Raw genomic sequence first — 15690 nt, 5'->3', positions numbered from 1 at the left:
CGCCGCAAGGGGTTGCGCATGTTGCCCTATTCCCACCTGGCCGCGATCCGCCTGGGCTACGGCCTGTCGCCCCGGGCCGATCCGCCTGCCGATGCCCGCGCCCTTGTCGATGCGGTCGGCGCGGCCGGACCGGACGCGGGCAGCTTCTCGATGGCGCGGGACTATCTGCCGCACCGGATCCGCAACCATCGCCTGAACCAGGGGGACGGGGGGCCGGACCGGCCCGCGCTGAAGCGCCTGCGCCAGACGGTGCGCGACCTGGGGATGCGCGCGCCGCAGGTCAGGATCGCCCGGGCCGTCGATGACCGGGGCGGCTTCGGCGAACGCCTGGTGCAGTTCTGGGCCGATCACTTCACCGTCGCCACCGGCAACCTGTTCGAGGCCGTGGCCTCGGCCGCCTTCGTGGACGAGGCGATCCGCCCCCACCTGACCGGCCGCTTCGCCGACCTGATGCTGGCCGCCGAGACGCATCCGCGCATGATCGCCTATCTGGATCAGGCGCAGTCGGTGGGGCCGGCCTCGCCCGCCGGCCGGCGCGGCCGCGGCGTGAACGAGAACCTGGCCCGCGAGATGATCGAACTGCACAGCCTGGGCAGCGGATCGGGCTACGGGCAGGGCGACGTGCGCCAGCTGGCCCTGCTGCTGACGGGGCTGACCTTGCGCCCGCTGCGCGACACCGGCAGCTTCTTCAACCCCGCCTGGGCAGAGCCGGGGTCTTTCCGGGTCCTGGGCAGGACCTATCGGCGGGGCGGCGACGACGGCGCGATCCGGCAGGCGATCGTCGATCTGGCGGAGCACGACGCCACTGCGCGGCACATCGCCCGCAAGCTGGCCGTGCATTTCGTTGCCGACGACCCGCCCGCAAGCCTGGTGGACCGCCTGGCGGCGGCCTTCCGCGACAGCGGCGGCGATCTGCCGGCCCTTTACCGGGTGCTGGCCGAGGCGCCTGAATTGCAGGCCTGCTTTCGCCGCAAGGTCCGCCAGCCGCTCGACTACATGGTTGCGGCGCTGCGGGCCTGCGGGCTGACGGGCGCCGATGTCCTGGCGCTCGATCAGCGCCGCTTCACCAACCTGGTGCTGACGGGCCTTGCGCTGATGGGGCAGCGGTGGGGCCGGCCGCGCGGGCCAGAACGGCTGGCCCGAGGATGCCTCGGCCTGGGCCACGGCGCAGGGGCTGGCCGGGCGCATCGACTGGGCCACGCGCCTGCTGCCCAGGCTGCTGCCCAATCCGCCGGACCCGCGGGCCGTGCTGGAAACCGCGCTTGGCGGCAGCGCCTCGGACGCGCTGCGCCGGGCGGTGCCGCGCGCCGAAAGTCCGGCCGAGGGGCTGGCGCTGATCCTTGCCTCGCCCGATTTCAACCGGAGATGACGCAATGCTGTCCCGCCGCCTGTTCCTCAAGTCCTCGGCGCTGATCGGCTGTTCGGCGGCGGCCCATCCGCTGCTGTTACCCATCGCCTTCGCCGCCCTGCCGGGCGAGAACCGGCTGGTCGTCATCATCCTGCGGGGCGCCATGGACGGGATGGACGTCTTTCAGCCCTATGGCGACGAAAACCTGCGCCGCCTGCGCCAGACGCTGTCGCCCGGCCCCGGTGGCGGGGCGGCCGATCTGGACGGCTTCTTCGCGCTGCACCCCGCGCTTGCGCCGCTGCTGCCGCTGTGGCGGGCGGGGGAACTGGCCTTCGCGCCCGCGGTCTCGACCCCTTACCGCGACAAGCGCAGCCATTTCGACGGGCAGGATCTGCTGGAGGCCGGGACCGGCACCGATGTCGAGGCGATGCGCCTGCGCGACGGCTGGCTGAACCGGCTGCTGCAGGCGATGCCGGGGCTGCGCTCGGAAACCGCCTATTCGGTCGGGCTGGACGACATGCGCATCCTGGACGGCGCGGCGCCGGCCAAGAGCTGGGCGCCGCAGACCCGGTTCCGGCTGTCGGCGCAGGGCCAGCGGCTGCTGGCCGAGGTCTGGCACGACGATCCGCTGTTCCGCGCGGCGGGGGACCAGGCGCTTGACATCATCGGCGGCGACCTGGCCCGCATCGAGACCGAGGAAGGCCCGACCCGCGACGCCACCGGCCTGGCCCGCTTCACCGCCGACCGCCTGAACGGCGAGACCCGGATCGCCAGCTTCTCGATCTCGGGCTGGGACAGCCATGCGCGGCAGGGGCCGGTGATCGAACGCGCGCTGCAGCGGCTGGGGGCGGCGATCCTGACGCTGCGCGCGGACCTGGGCGCGAACTGGCGGCGCACGACGGTTCTGGCGATGACCGAATTCGGGCGGACGGTGCGGGAAAACGGCACCGGCGGGACGGATCACGGCACCGGCGGGGCGATGCTGGTGGCGGGCGGCAACATCCGCGGAGGGCGCGCGATCGGCGGCTGGCCGGGGCTGGCCGACAGCGACCTTTACGCCGGCCGCGACCTGATGCCGCTGCGCGACATCCGCGCCCATGCGGCCTGGGTCATGCGCGATCTGTTCGACCTCCCGCGCGCGGTGCTGGAACAGAGCGTCTTTCCCGGCCTCGACATGGGCGACAGCCCGCGCATCCTGGGCTGAACCCGCTACATGCTGGCGACGCGCGCCAGGCGTTCCTGCACCAGCCCGCTGATCCGCGCCAGATCGCCGGCCAGCGAACGGCCGGCGTCGTGATCGCGCGCAAGCGCCGTCGCCGCGGCTTCCAGCACGGGATCATGCGCCGACCGGGCGATGCCGGCCAGGAAATGCGCGATGTAATCCACGGCCGCGGTGTCCTGGGCGGCGGCCAGGATCTCGGCCACGTGGGCCAGGTCGTCGCGCAGGCCCGAGGGGTCGGGCTGGATCACCTCGTCGGGCAGGACGCGCAGCCCGTGGCCCCGTGCCTCGACCGGAAGCGCCGAGAGGATGGTCTGCTGGAACACCGCCAGGCTCTCGACCGGCTTGGGCAGGAAGCCGTCCGCGCCCGCGGCAAGCGCCACATCGGCAAGATCCGGATCGCCCGAGATGCCCAGCAGGACCGGAACCCGCGGCTCGGACGCGGCGATCTGGCGGATCAGGTCGGCACCGTCGCCGTCGGGCAGGCCCAGATCCACGATCACCACCGCCGGCCGGTAGGTCTGCAGGTGCCGGGCGGCGGATCGCAGGCAGTCGGCCCGCCGGATGCGCGCGCCCGACCGCAGGCACAAAAGCCGCACCGCCTCGCTGGCGAAGCGCGAGATCCTCGACCACCAGCACCGTCAGGCCGGTGAGGGGCCGGTTCGGGATCGAGACCCGCCACATGGGCAAAGCGTCGATCATGTCGGAGACGATGTCTTTCTGCATGGTCTGTTCCTCTACCGATGTCGCGCTCCAGTTAGTGGCCGAATCGCTAAGAAGCCGTTAATGCGGCCGGGGTTTTCCTTTCGCCGGCCGCGCGAAAGGCCTAGAACCCCCCAAAACCGGAGGACAAGATGATCGGACGCCTCAATCACGTTGCCATCGCGGTTCCCGACCTTGCGGCCGCCTCGGCGCAGTATGCCGGCACCCTGGGCGCCAAGGTCGGCGCCCCGCAGGACGAACCCGACCACGGGGTGACGGTGGTCTTCATCGAACTGCCCAACACCAAGGTCGAACTGCTTCATCCCCTGGGCGACGACAGCCCGATCCGGGGGTTTCTGGACAAGAACCCCTCGGGCGGCATCCACCACATGTGCTTTGAGGTCGAGGACATCCTGGCGGCCCGCGACCGGCTGAAGGCCGAGGGCGCGCGCGTCCTGGGCAGCGGTGAGCCGAAGATCGGCGCCCACGGCAAGCCCGTGCTGTTCCTGCATCCCAAGGACTTCAACGGCTGCCTGATCGAACTGGAGCAAGTCTGATGAACCTGACCGGAGGAATCGTCCTTTACGCCGTTCTGTGGTTCCTGACGCTGTTCATCGTCGTGCTGATCGGCCAGCGCAGCCAGCAGGACGCCGGAGAGATCGTGCCGGGGACCCATGCCGGCGCGCCCGCCGACCTGCGGCTGAAGCCGAAGCTGATCTGGACCTCGGCCATCGCGGCGATCATCTGGGCGGCGATCGCCTATGTGATCCTGGGCGGGGTCGTCACCCGCGCGGATATCGCCAACCTGGACCGGATCTTCCGCTGAGGTCGTGAAACAGGTGGGTGAACGCCGCGGCCGCCAGCAGCGGCACGGCGATGTTGACCACCGGGATCACCAGGGCGACTGCCACAAGGACGCCCGCCAGGGTGACGCGGGCCGAATGAGCGCGGCGCAGCGCCGTCGCCTGCGGTTCGTCCAGGTGACGGCGCGCGGCCATCTGGAAGAACTCGCGCCCCAGCAGCCAACCGTTGGCGCCCAGCAGCAGAATCGGCGCAAGCGGCCCCAGGAAGGGCGTCGTCAGCAACGACAGGACCGTCACCGCCAGCACCGCCAGCACCACCGCCACGGATTCCAGCAGGCCGTCCCAGAAATCCACCGACGTTCCGTGGCGGCCGGGATAATGCATCTCCTCGACCGCCTCGGCGACCTGTTCGGCAAACAGCCCCGCAAAACCCGCCGCGACCGGGGCCATCAGGAAGAAGCCCATCACCGGAAACAGCGCCAGCGATCCCCAGGACAGCGCCGCCCCCACGTCCAGCGTGCCGATCCAGGGCAGGGCCAGATCGCCCGGCACGAAGCGGCGGACGGCCCAGAACAGGCCGGTCTGCAGCGCCACGAACAGCAGGATCGTCAGCCCGATCCCCATCAGCGCCAGTCCGAAGATCCGCGGGCGAAGCAGGTCCAGCCAGCCCAGCGCCAGGGCCCTGAGGACCGTCATGCCAGCCACGTCGTCTTGGCCGCGACATCGGGTCGCGGCCGTTCGAGGGCGTGTCGCCCCGGCTGCCCAAGTGGACGAAACCGACGATCCGTTCGCTGCCCGACAGTCCCAGATGGGCGCGGCCGAAGCCTTCGTCCAGCACCGCCGGGCCGGTCAGCCAGGCCGCCCCCCAGCCCGAGGCGAGCGCCGCGTTGACCAGCCCCAGGCAGACCGCGCCCGCCGACAGAAGCTGTTCCCACTGGGGAACCTTGTCGCTGGCCACCGGGGCCGAGACCACCGCCACGATCGCCGGAGAGGCGAAGGCCGAAGCGGCCTTGTCGGCCGCCGCCTCGGGCTGGCCGGACGCCAGGACATGATCGCGCAGCAGCGGCCCCAGCCGGTCGAGCGCCGCGCGTTCCAGCACCACGAAGCGCCAGGGCTCCAGCTTGCCGTGGTCGGGAACGCGGGCGGCCAGCGTCAGCAGCCGCAGGATCTCGGCCCGGTCGGGGGCGGGCTCGCGCAGCAGCTTGGGCGGATGGGACCGGCGCGTTGCCAGGAAGTCCAGGGCGGCTTCGTTGCGGTGGGGCATGGCTGTCTCCTTTCCGCGGTTCTTCACGAAAACGGCGGGCGCCACAAGCTAGCCCCGGTCGATCCGGTAGTTGCCCTCGGGCAGGTTCAGCGCCAGCCGCAGTTCGGCCAGCTGGTGCATCGACAGCGTGATGCGCACCACCTCGTCGTCGGGGCCCACCTGTTCCAGCACCACCCGATCGTCGAACGACAGGATCACCACGTCCTCGTTCAGGGGGCCGGTGTCGGGGTCGGCCTCGTCGATCAGGGTGATGACGGTGGCGTCGAAATCATGCTCGATGGTGAACATCGCGGCCCTCCTTGTCTTTGCACGACATTCGCGTGATGTGGCACAGGGGACAAGTGGCAGGGTTTGCGCAGGATTCTGCAAGCCGCTAAGATCGGCGCAAAGCAGGAAACCCGCGCCGCAGGAAGGTGCGGCAAGGGCATGAGGCGGGTGATGAGGCAGCTTACGGCAAGCTTGGTTGCGGCACTTCTGGCCCTGTCGGCCTGCGCGCCGCTGCCCCCCGGCCAGATCCCGCCGCCAACGGGCCCCTATGGCTCGGTCGCGCCCGCGCCGGTCCTGACCAACGACGGCAGCCCGCAATCGGCGGCCCGGCTGTTCGTGTCGGTGATGCGGCGGATGGAACCCGCGGTGGAGCGCGAATGCCTGCAGCGGCGCACCCGCCCCATCAACTGCGATTTCCAGTTCGTCGTGGACGACCGCCCCGGGCAAGAGGCCAATGCCTTCCAGACCATCGACCCGACCGGGCGGCCCATCATCGGCTTTACCCTGTCGCTGATTGCCCAGACCCGCAACGGCGACGAGATCGCCTTCGTCGTCGGACACGAGGCCAGCCACCACGTCCTGAACCACCTGGACCAGAAGGCCGGGGCGGCCGCGGCGGGGGCGGTGATTCTGGGCTCGATCGCATCGGTCTATGGCAACAACCAGGAAGCCATCGAGGCCGCGCAGCGAATCGGCGCCTCGGTCGGGTCGCGCTATTACTCGCGCGACTGGGAACTTCAGGCGGATTACCTGGGCGCCATCATGACGCTGAATGCGGGCTTCGACCCCATCAACGGCTCGCGGTTCTTCGAGCGCATCCCCGATCCCGGCGATCACATCATGGGCACGCATCCCTCGCGCGCCGCCCGTCTGGCGCAGGTCCGGCAGGCTGTCGAGGATGTGCGCAGCGGGCGAGATCCGCTGAGGCCGGCAAGGACGCCACGGCCTGCGGTAAAATTGCCACAGCCAGAAAGGCAGCATCAATAACCTTGCAGTGTGTTCAAGATTATCGTTTCTAAAATCTTAAATTAAGGTGATGAGATTTCAGTATTTTAGGAGGAACGTCCTGTCGCTTCCGGGTGACTGTCTCATTTGTGGGGCAAATCTTTAAAAAAATCCTATCAAGGACGCAAATTTATGCTTCCGTGGTTATTACCATGCACATAAAGTGCAAGTGAGTTTGCTCGGATTGACGTGATGCCGACAGCATTCGTTCGGAGTGTCGCAATGATAGGCGTTGTTGTTTGGAGTAGTGCGGAACGCGAGAAAGCCGTGATCTGGTGCGAAGATCATGCGGCCCTGGCGTATCTGCAAGGACGCGAAAATCTGGTGCGGACCGCGAACTGGCCCCAGCCCGGCGATCTCGTCGAATTGGAAAGCGAGGTCGTCGGCCTGCTGCGCAACGCCCGCCGCGTCACGATGCTGTCCGAGCAGGAATTCCCCGATCTGCCGTCGCTGCTCCGGACCGGCACCAGCACGGCCCCGGCCCATGCAGAGCCGCATCTTCGCGTCGTGCCGTCCGAGCCGAAAGAGCAGCAGCCCATCATGGCGCGGGGCCAGGCCGCCGCCTGGCGCTGATCGCGGGGTTCAGACCCCGCGCGACAGCGCCGCGACCCCGGTGCGGGCGAGGTCCGAAAGACCCAGCGGCCGCATGAGATCGGCGAAGGCGTCCAGCTTGCTGGGCGTGCCCACCAGTTCGAAGACAAAGCTTTCCAGCGTCAGAATCAACCACATTGGCCCGGAAGATTTCCGCGATCCGCAGCGCCTCGACCCGCTTTTCGCCTTGGCCGCGCACCTTGAACAGGCCCAGCTCGCGTTCGACCGCCGGTCCTTCCACCGTCAGGTCGTGAACCTCGTGCACCGGCACGATCCGGCCCAGCTGCGCCTTCACCTGCGCGATCACCGCCGGCGTGCCGCGCGTCACCAGCGTGATGCGCGAGCGATGGCCGGTATGATCCACCTCGGCCACGGTCAGGCTGTCGATGTTGTAGCCGCGCCCGGAAAACAGGCCGATCACCCGGGCCAGAACGCCCGGCTCGTTTTCCACCAGGACGGCAAGGGTGTGGGTCTCCTCGACCTGGGCGTTCGGGTCGCGCAGGTCGTAGGCCGAATGGCTGGAGGCGCCCTTCTGGATATTCAAAGCATTCATCGTCTTGCCCCTTGTCTCAATCGGCACGGCATCTCAGACCAGCACGGCGCCTTCGGATTCGATCACGCCCAATGTCGCGGCCTCGCCCAGCAGCATCTCGTTATGCGGCTTGCCGGACGGGATCATCGGGAAGCAGTTCTCGTGCTTCTCGACCAGCACGTCCAGGATGAACGGTCCGTCATAATCCAGCATCTGCTGGATCGCCGCGTCCAGATCCTTGGGATCCTTGACCAGCGCACCCTTGCAGCCGAAGGCTTCGGCCAGCTTGACGAAATCGGGCAGGCTGTCAGACCAACTCTGGCTGTAGCGTTCGCCGTGCAGAAGCTGCTGCCATTGGCGCACCATGCCCAGCCGTTCGTTGTTCATGATGAACTGCTTGACCGGCAGGCGGAACTGCACGGCCGTGCCCATTTCCTGCATGTTCATCAGCCAGCTGGCGTCGCCCGCCACGTTGATGACCAGCGCCTCGGGATGGGCCATCTGCACCCCGATGCTGGCCGGCAGGCCATAGCCCATCGTGCCCAACCCCCCGAGGTCATCCAGCGATTCGGCTGGTCGAAGCCCAGGTACTGGGCGGCCCACATCTGGTGCTGGCCGACCTCGGTGGTGATGTAGCGGTCGCGGCCCTTCGTCAGCGCCTCGAGCCGCTGAAGCGCGTATTGCGGCTTGATCAGCGTGTCGCTGTTGCGATAGCCCAAGCAGTCCTTGGCCTTCCAGGACTCGATCTGCTGCCACCAGCCGCGCAGGGCGGCGCTGTTGACCTTGCGGCCACGCGACTTCCACACCTTCAGAAGATCCTCGAGGACATGGCCCACGTCGCCGACGATGGGGATGTCCACCCAGATCACCTTGTTGATGCTGGAGGGGTCGATGTCGATATGCGCCTTGATCGAATGCGGGCTGAAATCGGCCACGCGCCCGGTTATGCGGTCGTCGAACCGGGCGCCGATGTTGATCATCAGGTCGCAGCCGTGCATCGCCAGGTTGGCCTCGTAAAGGCCGTGCATCCCCAGCATCCCCAGCCAGTTGCGCCCCGAGGCCGGATAGGCGCCAAGCCCCATCAGCGTCGAGGTGACGGGAAAGCCGGTGGCGTCGGCCAGTTCGCGCAGAAGCTGGCTGGCCCCGGGACCCGAATTGATGACCCCGCCGCCGGTATAGAGGATCGGGCGCTCCGCGCTCTCCATCAGTTCGACCAGACGGGTGATGGCCTGTATGTCGCCCTTGCGGACCGGCTGATAGCGGCCCGGCTCGACCTGCCTGGGGGCAAGGTATCTGCCGCTGGCGAACTGCACGTCCTTCGGGATGTCGATCAGCACCGGCCCCGGACGCCCCGAGGTGGCGACCTGGAAGGCCTTGTGGATCGTCTCGGCCAGCTTGTCGGTGTCCTTGACCAGCCAGTTGTGCTTGGTGCAGGGGCGCGTGATGCCGACGGTATCGGCTTCCTGGAAGCCGTCGGTGCCGATCATGAAGGTCGGGACCTGCCCCGACAGCACCACCAGCGGGATCGAATCCATCAGCGCGTCAGTCAGGCCCGTCACCGCGTTGGTCGCCCCGGGCCCCGAAGTCACAAGCACCACCCCCGGCTTGCCGGTCGAACGGGCATAGCCTTCGGCCATGTGGACCGCGCCCTGTTCGTGGCGCACCAGGACATGGGTGATGTCGTTCTGCTGGAACAGTTCGTCATAGATGGGCAGCACCGCCCCGCCCGGATAGCCGAATACCGTATCGACGCCCTGATCGCGCAGGGCTTCGACCACCATTCTTGCACCCGTCATGGTTCGGGACATCATTCTTCTCCATCAGAACAAGGCAGGCGCCATGCCGTCCGTCACGGCGCGTCGGCGCAACCTATGGAGGCGGCTTGGCGGGGTCAATGGGGCAGCGGATAAAATATCGCACGCTTCGCGATATTTGAAATTTTCTTTCGCGGCCTAGCGGCGGAACTGCGGCAGCGCGATCCGGGCCACCTGTTCCACGATCGGGTCCACCGACAGGGGATGGGCCTCGTTCGAGTGATCTTCGGGGTTGCCGATGTTCTGCCAGACCCCGCCCTTGTAGATCTCCAGCGCGGAAAAGCGGGCCTTGTAATCCATCTTGCGGCTGCCCGGCACCCAGTATCCCAGATAGATATAGGGCAGCTTCGCGGCCCGCGCGATCTCGATATGGTCCAGGATCAGGTAGGTCCCCAGGCTCGCCGGTTGCAGAAGCGGGTGGTAGAAGCTGTAGACCAGGCTCAGCCCGTCATCCAGGACGTCGGTCAGGCAGACGGCGGCCAGGAAGTCGTCCCCGGGCGCCAGCCGTTCCGGCTGCTCGCCGCTGCAGCGATACTCGATCACGCGGGTCTTGACCGGAGTCTCCTCGATCATCGCGGCGAATTCGAAGATGTCCATGTCAGCCATGCCGCCATCGGCGTGGCGGCTGTCCAGATAGCGGCGGAACAGCTCGAACTGCTCCTCGGTTGCCCAGGCGCTTGTCGCCAGCCGGCGCAGCCCCGCGTTGCGCCGCAGCAGCCGGCGCTGCGTGCGCGAGGGCTGGAAGTCGGCCACGCGGATGCGCGCGGACATGCAGGCCACGCAGCTTTCGCAACTGGGGCGGTAAAGCACGTTCTGCGACCGCCTGAAGCCCTGGCGGGACAGGGCATTGTTCAGGTCAGCCGCGTTGTCGCCATGCAGCGCCGTGAACAGCTTGCGTTCGGCGCGGCCATGAAGATAGGGACACGGCTGCGGGGCCGTGACGTAGAACTGCGGCGCATGGGGCAGGGTGTGACGCATCAGCACTGGCCCTTATGGCGGATTGGTGTTGCGGAACTGCTCATGCGCCAAAAAGGATCCGTGTGCCGATCGGTGATTTCGCGAAAGCCTAACAACGATTGTTTCACGCGCCAAGCGGGGAAAGGGTTAAACCTTAAAGCGGCGCCCGGCTGTGGGCGTTGACGCGCCGGGGGCTTGGGCTAGTCTGCCGCGCATGGACTTTGCCGCCCGCATCACCCGCCATCCGCTTGCCGTCGACACTGGCCGCGCGCAGCATGTGCTGGCGCGGTTTCCGCCGCTTGATCCCGCGCTGTCGGCGCTGATCGGCGGGGCCGCGGGGTGCAGTCCCTATCTGGCGGGGCTTCTGCAGGCAGAGGCTGACTGGCTGCCCGAGGCGCTGCATCATGATGACGTGGTCGCGCGCGAGACCGCGGGATTCGAGGATCTGGCGCCCGACGCCCTTGCCGTCGCCCTGCGCCGGGCCAAGCGGCGCGTCGCGCTGCAGACCGCGCTGGCGGATCTGGGCGGCGTCTGGCCGCTGGAACAGGTGACGGGGGCGCTGTCCGACCTGGCCGACCGTGCGGTCGATCTGGCATTGCGCGCGCAGGTGGCGCAGGAACGCCGCCGCGGCAAGCTGCCGCCCTCTGACGCCGAGGCGGGGGGGATCTTTGCCCTGGCCATGGGCAAGGGCGGCGCACGGGAACTGAACTACAGCTCGGACATCGACCTGATCGTGCTGTTCGACGAAACCGCCTATGCCGATGCCGACCACCAGGAGGCGCGCGCCGCGCTGATTCGCGCCACCCGCAAGATGGCCGTCATGCTGTCCGAGGTGACGGAACACGGCTACGTGTTCCGCACCGACCTGCGGCTGCGGCCCGATGCGGCGGTCACGCCCGTCTGCATCTCGACCGCCGCCGCGCTGGCCTATTACGAGGCCGAGGGCCGCACCTGGGAAAGGGCGGCCTTCATCAAGGCCCGCGCGGCGGCAGGCGACATCGCGGCGGGCGAACGGTTCCTGCACGACCTGCGGCCCTTCGTCTGGCGCAAGCATCTGGATTTCGCCGCGATCCAGGACGCCCACGACATGCGCCTGCGGATCCGCGACCACAAGGGCCTGGGCGGCCGGCTCGAGATCGCCGGCCACAACATGAAGCTGGGCCGGGGCGGCATCCGCGAGATCGAGTTCTTCACCCAGACCCGCCAGCTGATCGCCGGCGGGCGCGACCCCGGCTTGCGGCAGCGCGACACCGTGGGCGGGCTGGCCGCGCTGGCCGACCGGGGCTGGATCCCGGCGGACGTGGCCCGGGAACTGGCCGATCATTACCGCCGGCACCGCGACATCGAACACCGCGTGCAGATGGTCAACGACGCCCAGACCCATTCTTTGCCGAAGGACGCCGAGGGGCTGTCGCTGATCGCCGCCATGATGGGCGAAAGCGACGGCGACGCCTGGTGCGCCGCCCTGCGCGCCCGGCTGGAACGCGTCCACGACCTGACCGAAAGCTTCTTCGCGCCCGGTGAGACGGCGCCGCGCCCGGCGATCTCGGCCCAGGCGCAGGCGATCATCGACCGCTGGCAGACCTATCCCGCCTTGCGGTCGGCCCGGGCCCGGCAGATCTTCAAGCGGGTCGAGCCGGAACTGCTGTCGCGCATGGCCCGATCCGGCCATCCCGACGAAGCCCTGTCGCGCTTTGACGGGTTCCTGTCGGGCCTGCCCGCAGGCGTGCAGATCTTCTCGCTGTTCGAGGCCAATCCCCAGCTGATCGACCTCCTGGCCGACCTCTGCGGCAGCGCGCCGGGGCTTGCGGCCTATCTGACGCGCCATCCGGCGGTGCTGGACGCAGTGCTGGGCGGCAGCTTCTTTTCGCCCTGGCCCGGCGCCGCCGGGCTGCGGGCCGATCTGGAGCGGATCTTGCAAGGCGCCCTGAACGGACCGGGCGGCGGCTACGAGACGGCCTTGGACGGCGCGCGCCGCTGGGCGCATGAATGGCATTTCCGCGTCGGCGTCCATCACCTGCGCGGGCTGATCGACGCGGACGAGGCCGCGGGCCAGTATGCCGACATCGCCGACGCCTGCATGGCAGCGCTGTTTCCCGTCACGGCGGCGGATTTCGCCCGCAAGCACGGCGCTCCGCCGGGGCGCGGGGCGGTGGTGCTGGGCATGGGTTCGCTGGGCGCGCGGACGCTGAATGCGGGATCGGACCTCGATCTGATCGTGATCTACGATGCCGCAGGCGCCGATGCCTCGGAGGGTCCGCGCCCGCTGGCGGCCCGGCCCTACTACGCGCGGCTGACCCAGGCGATGATCACCGCGGCCTCGGCCCCCACCGCCGAGGGCCGGCTGTACGAGGTGGACATGCGGTTGCGCCCCTCGGGACGGCAGGGGCCGGTGGCCACCGCCATCCAGAGCTTCGAAAGCTACCAGATGGCCGAGGCCTGGACCTGGGAACACCTGGCCCTGACCCGCGCCCGCGTGGTGGCGGGCGCGGGTCAGGGGGCCGAGACCCTTGCCCGCGATGTCGAGGCCCTGCGCCTGGCCGTCCTGCGCGAACGGGGTCGCCAGCCGCGCGTGATGTCCGACCTGGCCGAGATGCGCGAGCGGATCTTCGCGGCCAAGCCGGTGGACGGCGCGTGGGAGGCGAAGCTGGGCCCCGGCCGCCTGCAGGACATCGACCTGCTGGCGCAGTCGCTGGCGCTGCGGGCGGGCGATCCGGCGCGGGGGACGCTGGCGCAGCTGCGGGCCGGGCGGCGCGCCGGGCTGATCGCGGCGTCCGCGGCCGACCGGCTCGGCTCGATCTGGCGATTCCTGTGGCGGCTCCACGCCTCGGGGCGGCTGCTGACGACCAAGCCGCTGGACATGGAGGACATCGGTGCCGGCGGCCAGGAATTCCTGTTGCGCGAATGCGCCGCCGCCGACGCCGAGGAACTGGCGCAGCGGCTGCGCGATCACTGCGCCGAGGCCGCGGCGATCATCGGCGCGGCGCTGTCTGTGGAAACCCGACCCGCGAAAGCCGATCCTGCCGACAGCGGACCCGCCGCGACAGGCCCGGTTCCCGCTGGTTCGGCCTGATCCGAGCGCCAGGCGTCAAGCGGACCGGCGTTCCGGTCGCAAGGCCCGCGCCAGTTCCTCTGCCGCCACCTGCGGGGGCAGGGACTGCGGCATGGGCTGCGGCAGGGGACGGCCGGCCTGTTCGCCGATCTGGCCCAGCAGGGGGATCGACACGGTGCCCTCCGGCAAGGCGGGCGCGGCATCGGCGGCGTCATAGATGCCGTGGGCGGTCTTGTCCCAGTAGAAGGGCCTGACGACGACCTCGTAGAGGGCCTTCCATCCGGCCAGGCAGCCCAGCGGGAAATAGAGGTGCAGGCTGGGCACCCAGGCCGTCAGATGGCGGTGCTTGTCGCCGCGCACGGCCCAGACGCCGACCCCGATGGACAGCAGTTCCGAGGCGATGAAGGTGCCGAACAGCGCCGGGATGGCGTGGCCGCCCCAGACGCCCGCAAGAGGCTCGCGCAGCGGGTGGGGCAGGCCCAGGCTCAGCAGCCAGAAGCTCCACAGGATCGGGGCCAGAAGGTATTGCGACAGGCTGCCCAGGAACTGGACCTGGAAGCCCAGGAAGCGCCACGGCCCCAGGTCGCGCCACAGGGCCCGGGGGTCGCGCATGTGGACGCCCCAGGTCATCGCATAGCCCTTGAGCCAGCGGGACCGCTGCTTGATCCACGGCAGGGCGCGGCAGTTGGCCTCCTCGTCGGTGGTGGTGTCGATGATCTCGGTCCGCCAGCCGTGCCGCGCCAGGCGCACGCCAAGGTCCGCGTCCTCGGTCACGTTCCAGGCGTCCCAGGCGCCGACCTGTTCCAGCACCTCGCGGCGGAAGAACAGCGTGGTGCCGCCAAGCGGCACCACCAGCCCAAGGCGGGCGACGCCGGGCAGGATCACCCGGAACCAGGCGGCGTATTCGATGGTGAAGCAGCGGGCCAGCCAGTTGGTGCGCGGGTTGTAGTAATCGAGCGCGCCCTGCAGGCAGGCCACGTCGCCGGCCGCGAAATGGAAGCCGCGCGCGACCTTGTGCAGCTGGTCGGGATCGGGCCGGTCCTCGGCGTCCCAGACGCCGATGATCGCCCCCGGCAGAAGTTCAGCGCATAGTTCAGCGCGCGCGGCTTGGTCTGGACGGGGCCCGAGGGCACCTCGACCACGCGGATCCAGCCGGGCAGGCGGGCGCCCTGCAGCGCGCTGCGGGTGACCTGGTCGCTTGCCTCGATCACCAGCAGGATATCGGTCAGTTCGCGCGGATAATCCAGCCGCGACAGGCGGCCGACCAGCTTGCCGGCGACATCGCTTTCGCGAAACAGCGGCACCATGACCGAGATGACCGGCAGCGGCCCGGTCATCTCGGCGCGGGCGGTCCTGCCCTGGGCCAGATCCTCGGCCCGGGCGCGGCTTTCGGCATGGGCGCGGCGGGTCGCCAGCAGGGACAGCAGCTTCAGCCCGCTTTGCGCCAGCAGCGAGACGGCGGCCCACAGGGTCAGCGCCGAAAGCACCGCCACCGGCACCAGCCACAGCCCCAGCGCCAGCGCGGCCATGGCGCCCAGCGCGATGCGCCCGGTCCGCGCCTCGTTGCGGGATCGGCACGACTGGCTGGCGGGCACGCGCATCTCGGCCTGGCGGATCATGGCGATGCGGCGCACCGCAAGGACCGCGGCCTGCACCTGGTCTTCGCTGCACAGAAGCATCCGCACCTGCCCGAAGCTGGCCGGGAAGGACGCGACCAGGGCGGCAAATCCCTCGGGGCGGGCGGTGGCGACCCAGGTGACCCCGCCGATGCGCCGCCAGGGCAGGACGGCATTGGCAAGGCAGAACTCGGCCCCCAGGGCGTCGATCAGCCGGGGATCGCCGGGGGTCCGCGCGGGATCGAGCGCCGTGGTGCGCCACTGGCGGCAGAGCGCGCGCAGCAGCGCCTCGGGCGTGACCCAGCCGTGGGACAGGAGGATCTGGCCCAGGCGGCTGTCCTGCCGGCTGCGCATGACGCTGGCCTTGAGCAGGTTGCCGGGATCGACCGCCCCGTCTTCCAGAAGCAGCTGCCCCAGCGGAGCCTTGTGCCGGGGCGCCAGTGTCGGCGCGGCGGCATCGGCCTGCGGAAAGGCAACGGGTTGCGGACTGGCCATGGGCGATTCCCCTGAGGATCGCCCA

At 69.3% G+C, this 15690-nt stretch carries 11 protein-coding genes and 4 pseudogenes; 7 read left to right on the top strand and 8 right to left on the bottom strand.

Annotated features, from left to right (window positions below; translation table 11 throughout):
- The first annotated feature begins 18 nt into the window (after nt 1-18).
- Together ACZ1HC_RS01950 and ACZ1HC_RS01945 are read left to right on the top strand one after the other, a co-directional pair.
- On the top strand, nt 19-1413 hold the full coding sequence (locus ACZ1HC_RS01950) for a DUF1800 family protein (RefSeq protein WP_472698515.1): 1395 nt from the start codon (nt 19-21) through the stop codon (nt 1411-1413).
- Nucleotides 1374-2552 carry a DUF1501 domain-containing protein gene (locus ACZ1HC_RS01945; protein WP_472698514.1) on the top strand — a complete coding sequence of 393 codons (1179 nt, stop codon included), beginning with the start codon at nt 1374-1376 and terminating at the stop codon, nt 2550-2552. Before ACZ1HC_RS01950 ends, ACZ1HC_RS01945 begins: the two co-directional genes overlap by 40 nt.
- A gap of 5 nt (nt 2553-2557) precedes the next feature.
- On the opposite strand, the gene ACZ1HC_RS01940 is transcribed toward ACZ1HC_RS01945, so the two are convergent.
- Nucleotides 2558-3166, bottom strand: coding sequence for a response regulator (locus ACZ1HC_RS01940; protein WP_472698513.1), 609 nt, complete (start codon nt 3164-3166; stop codon nt 2558-2560).
- A gap of 255 nt (nt 3167-3421) precedes the next feature.
- Between ACZ1HC_RS01940 and mce the strand changes: the two genes are divergently transcribed.
- The gene (gene mce / locus ACZ1HC_RS01935; protein WP_472698512.1) at nt 3422-3826 is read left to right on the top strand and encodes a methylmalonyl-CoA epimerase; all 405 of its coding nucleotides are present in this window, start codon (nt 3422-3424) and stop codon (nt 3824-3826) included.
- On the top strand, nt 3826-4095 hold the full coding sequence (locus ACZ1HC_RS01930) for a DUF1467 family protein (protein WP_472698511.1): 270 nt from the start codon (nt 3826-3828) through the stop codon (nt 4093-4095). Before mce ends, ACZ1HC_RS01930 begins: the two co-directional genes overlap by 1 nt.
- Here ACZ1HC_RS01930 and ACZ1HC_RS01925 read toward each other — a convergent pair.
- The 3 genes and pseudogenes from ACZ1HC_RS01925 to ACZ1HC_RS01915 form a co-directional block, all read right to left on the bottom strand.
- Nucleotides 4052-4768 (bottom strand): EI24 domain-containing protein, encoded by a 717-nt coding sequence (locus ACZ1HC_RS01925; RefSeq protein ID WP_472698510.1) that lies wholly within the window; start codon nt 4766-4768, stop codon nt 4052-4054. The two genes, ACZ1HC_RS01930 and ACZ1HC_RS01925, sit on opposite strands and share 44 nt — an antisense overlap.
- A 124-nt stretch (nt 4769-4892) precedes the next feature.
- Nucleotides 4893-5336 (bottom strand): annotated as a pseudogene (locus ACZ1HC_RS01920) (nitroreductase family protein); the annotation flags it as partial.
- A 48-nt stretch (nt 5337-5384) separates the two neighbouring features.
- Nucleotides 5385-5624 (bottom strand): hypothetical protein, encoded by a 240-nt coding sequence (locus ACZ1HC_RS01915; protein ID WP_126152779.1) that lies wholly within the window; start codon nt 5622-5624, stop codon nt 5385-5387.
- A 150-nt stretch (nt 5625-5774) separates the two neighbouring features.
- On the opposite strand from ACZ1HC_RS01915, the gene ACZ1HC_RS01910 reads away from it, so the two are divergent.
- Both ACZ1HC_RS01910 and ACZ1HC_RS01905 read left to right on the top strand, forming a co-directional pair.
- Nucleotides 5775-6590 carry a M48 family metallopeptidase gene (locus tag ACZ1HC_RS01910; RefSeq protein ID WP_472698509.1) on the top strand — a complete coding sequence of 272 codons (816 nt, stop codon included), beginning with the start codon at nt 5775-5777 and terminating at the stop codon, nt 6588-6590.
- 210 nt (nt 6591-6800) lie between these two features.
- Nucleotides 6801-7181, top strand: coding sequence for a hypothetical protein (locus ACZ1HC_RS01905; protein WP_472698508.1), 381 nt, complete (start codon nt 6801-6803; stop codon nt 7179-7181).
- A 9-nt stretch (nt 7182-7190) separates the two neighbouring features.
- Here the strand turns inward: ACZ1HC_RS01905 and ilvN are convergent.
- The 3 genes and pseudogenes from ilvN to ACZ1HC_RS01890 form a co-directional block, all read right to left on the bottom strand.
- A pseudogene (ilvN, locus tag ACZ1HC_RS01900) lies at nt 7191-7752 on the bottom strand (acetolactate synthase small subunit).
- Between the two features lie 33 nt (nt 7753-7785).
- Nucleotides 7786-9539 (bottom strand): annotated as a pseudogene (locus tag ACZ1HC_RS01895) (acetolactate synthase 3 large subunit).
- A gap of 144 nt (nt 9540-9683) precedes the next feature.
- Nucleotides 9684-10523 carry an arginyltransferase gene (locus ACZ1HC_RS01890; protein WP_472698507.1) on the bottom strand — a complete coding sequence of 280 codons (840 nt, stop codon included), beginning with the start codon at nt 10521-10523 and terminating at the stop codon, nt 9684-9686.
- 193 nt (nt 10524-10716) lie between these two features.
- Here ACZ1HC_RS01890 and ACZ1HC_RS01885 point away from each other — a divergent pair, with 193 nt between their 5' ends.
- Complete coding sequence (locus ACZ1HC_RS01885; RefSeq protein ID WP_472698506.1) at nt 10717-13575, top strand: [protein-PII] uridylyltransferase family protein; 2859 nt, start codon at nt 10717-10719, stop codon at nt 13573-13575.
- 15 nt (nt 13576-13590) lie between these two features.
- On the opposite strand, the pseudogene ACZ1HC_RS01880 reads toward ACZ1HC_RS01885, so the two are convergent.
- A pseudogene (locus tag ACZ1HC_RS01880) lies at nt 13591-15665 on the bottom strand (glycosyltransferase).
- Between the last annotated feature and the right edge of the window lie 25 nt (nt 15666-15690).

The sequence above is a fragment of the Paracoccus sp. BR5-17 genome (genome assembly GCF_055693925.1).
Note: the sequence above shows the minus strand (reverse complement) of the source record. Positions and strands in the feature narration are given on the sequence as shown.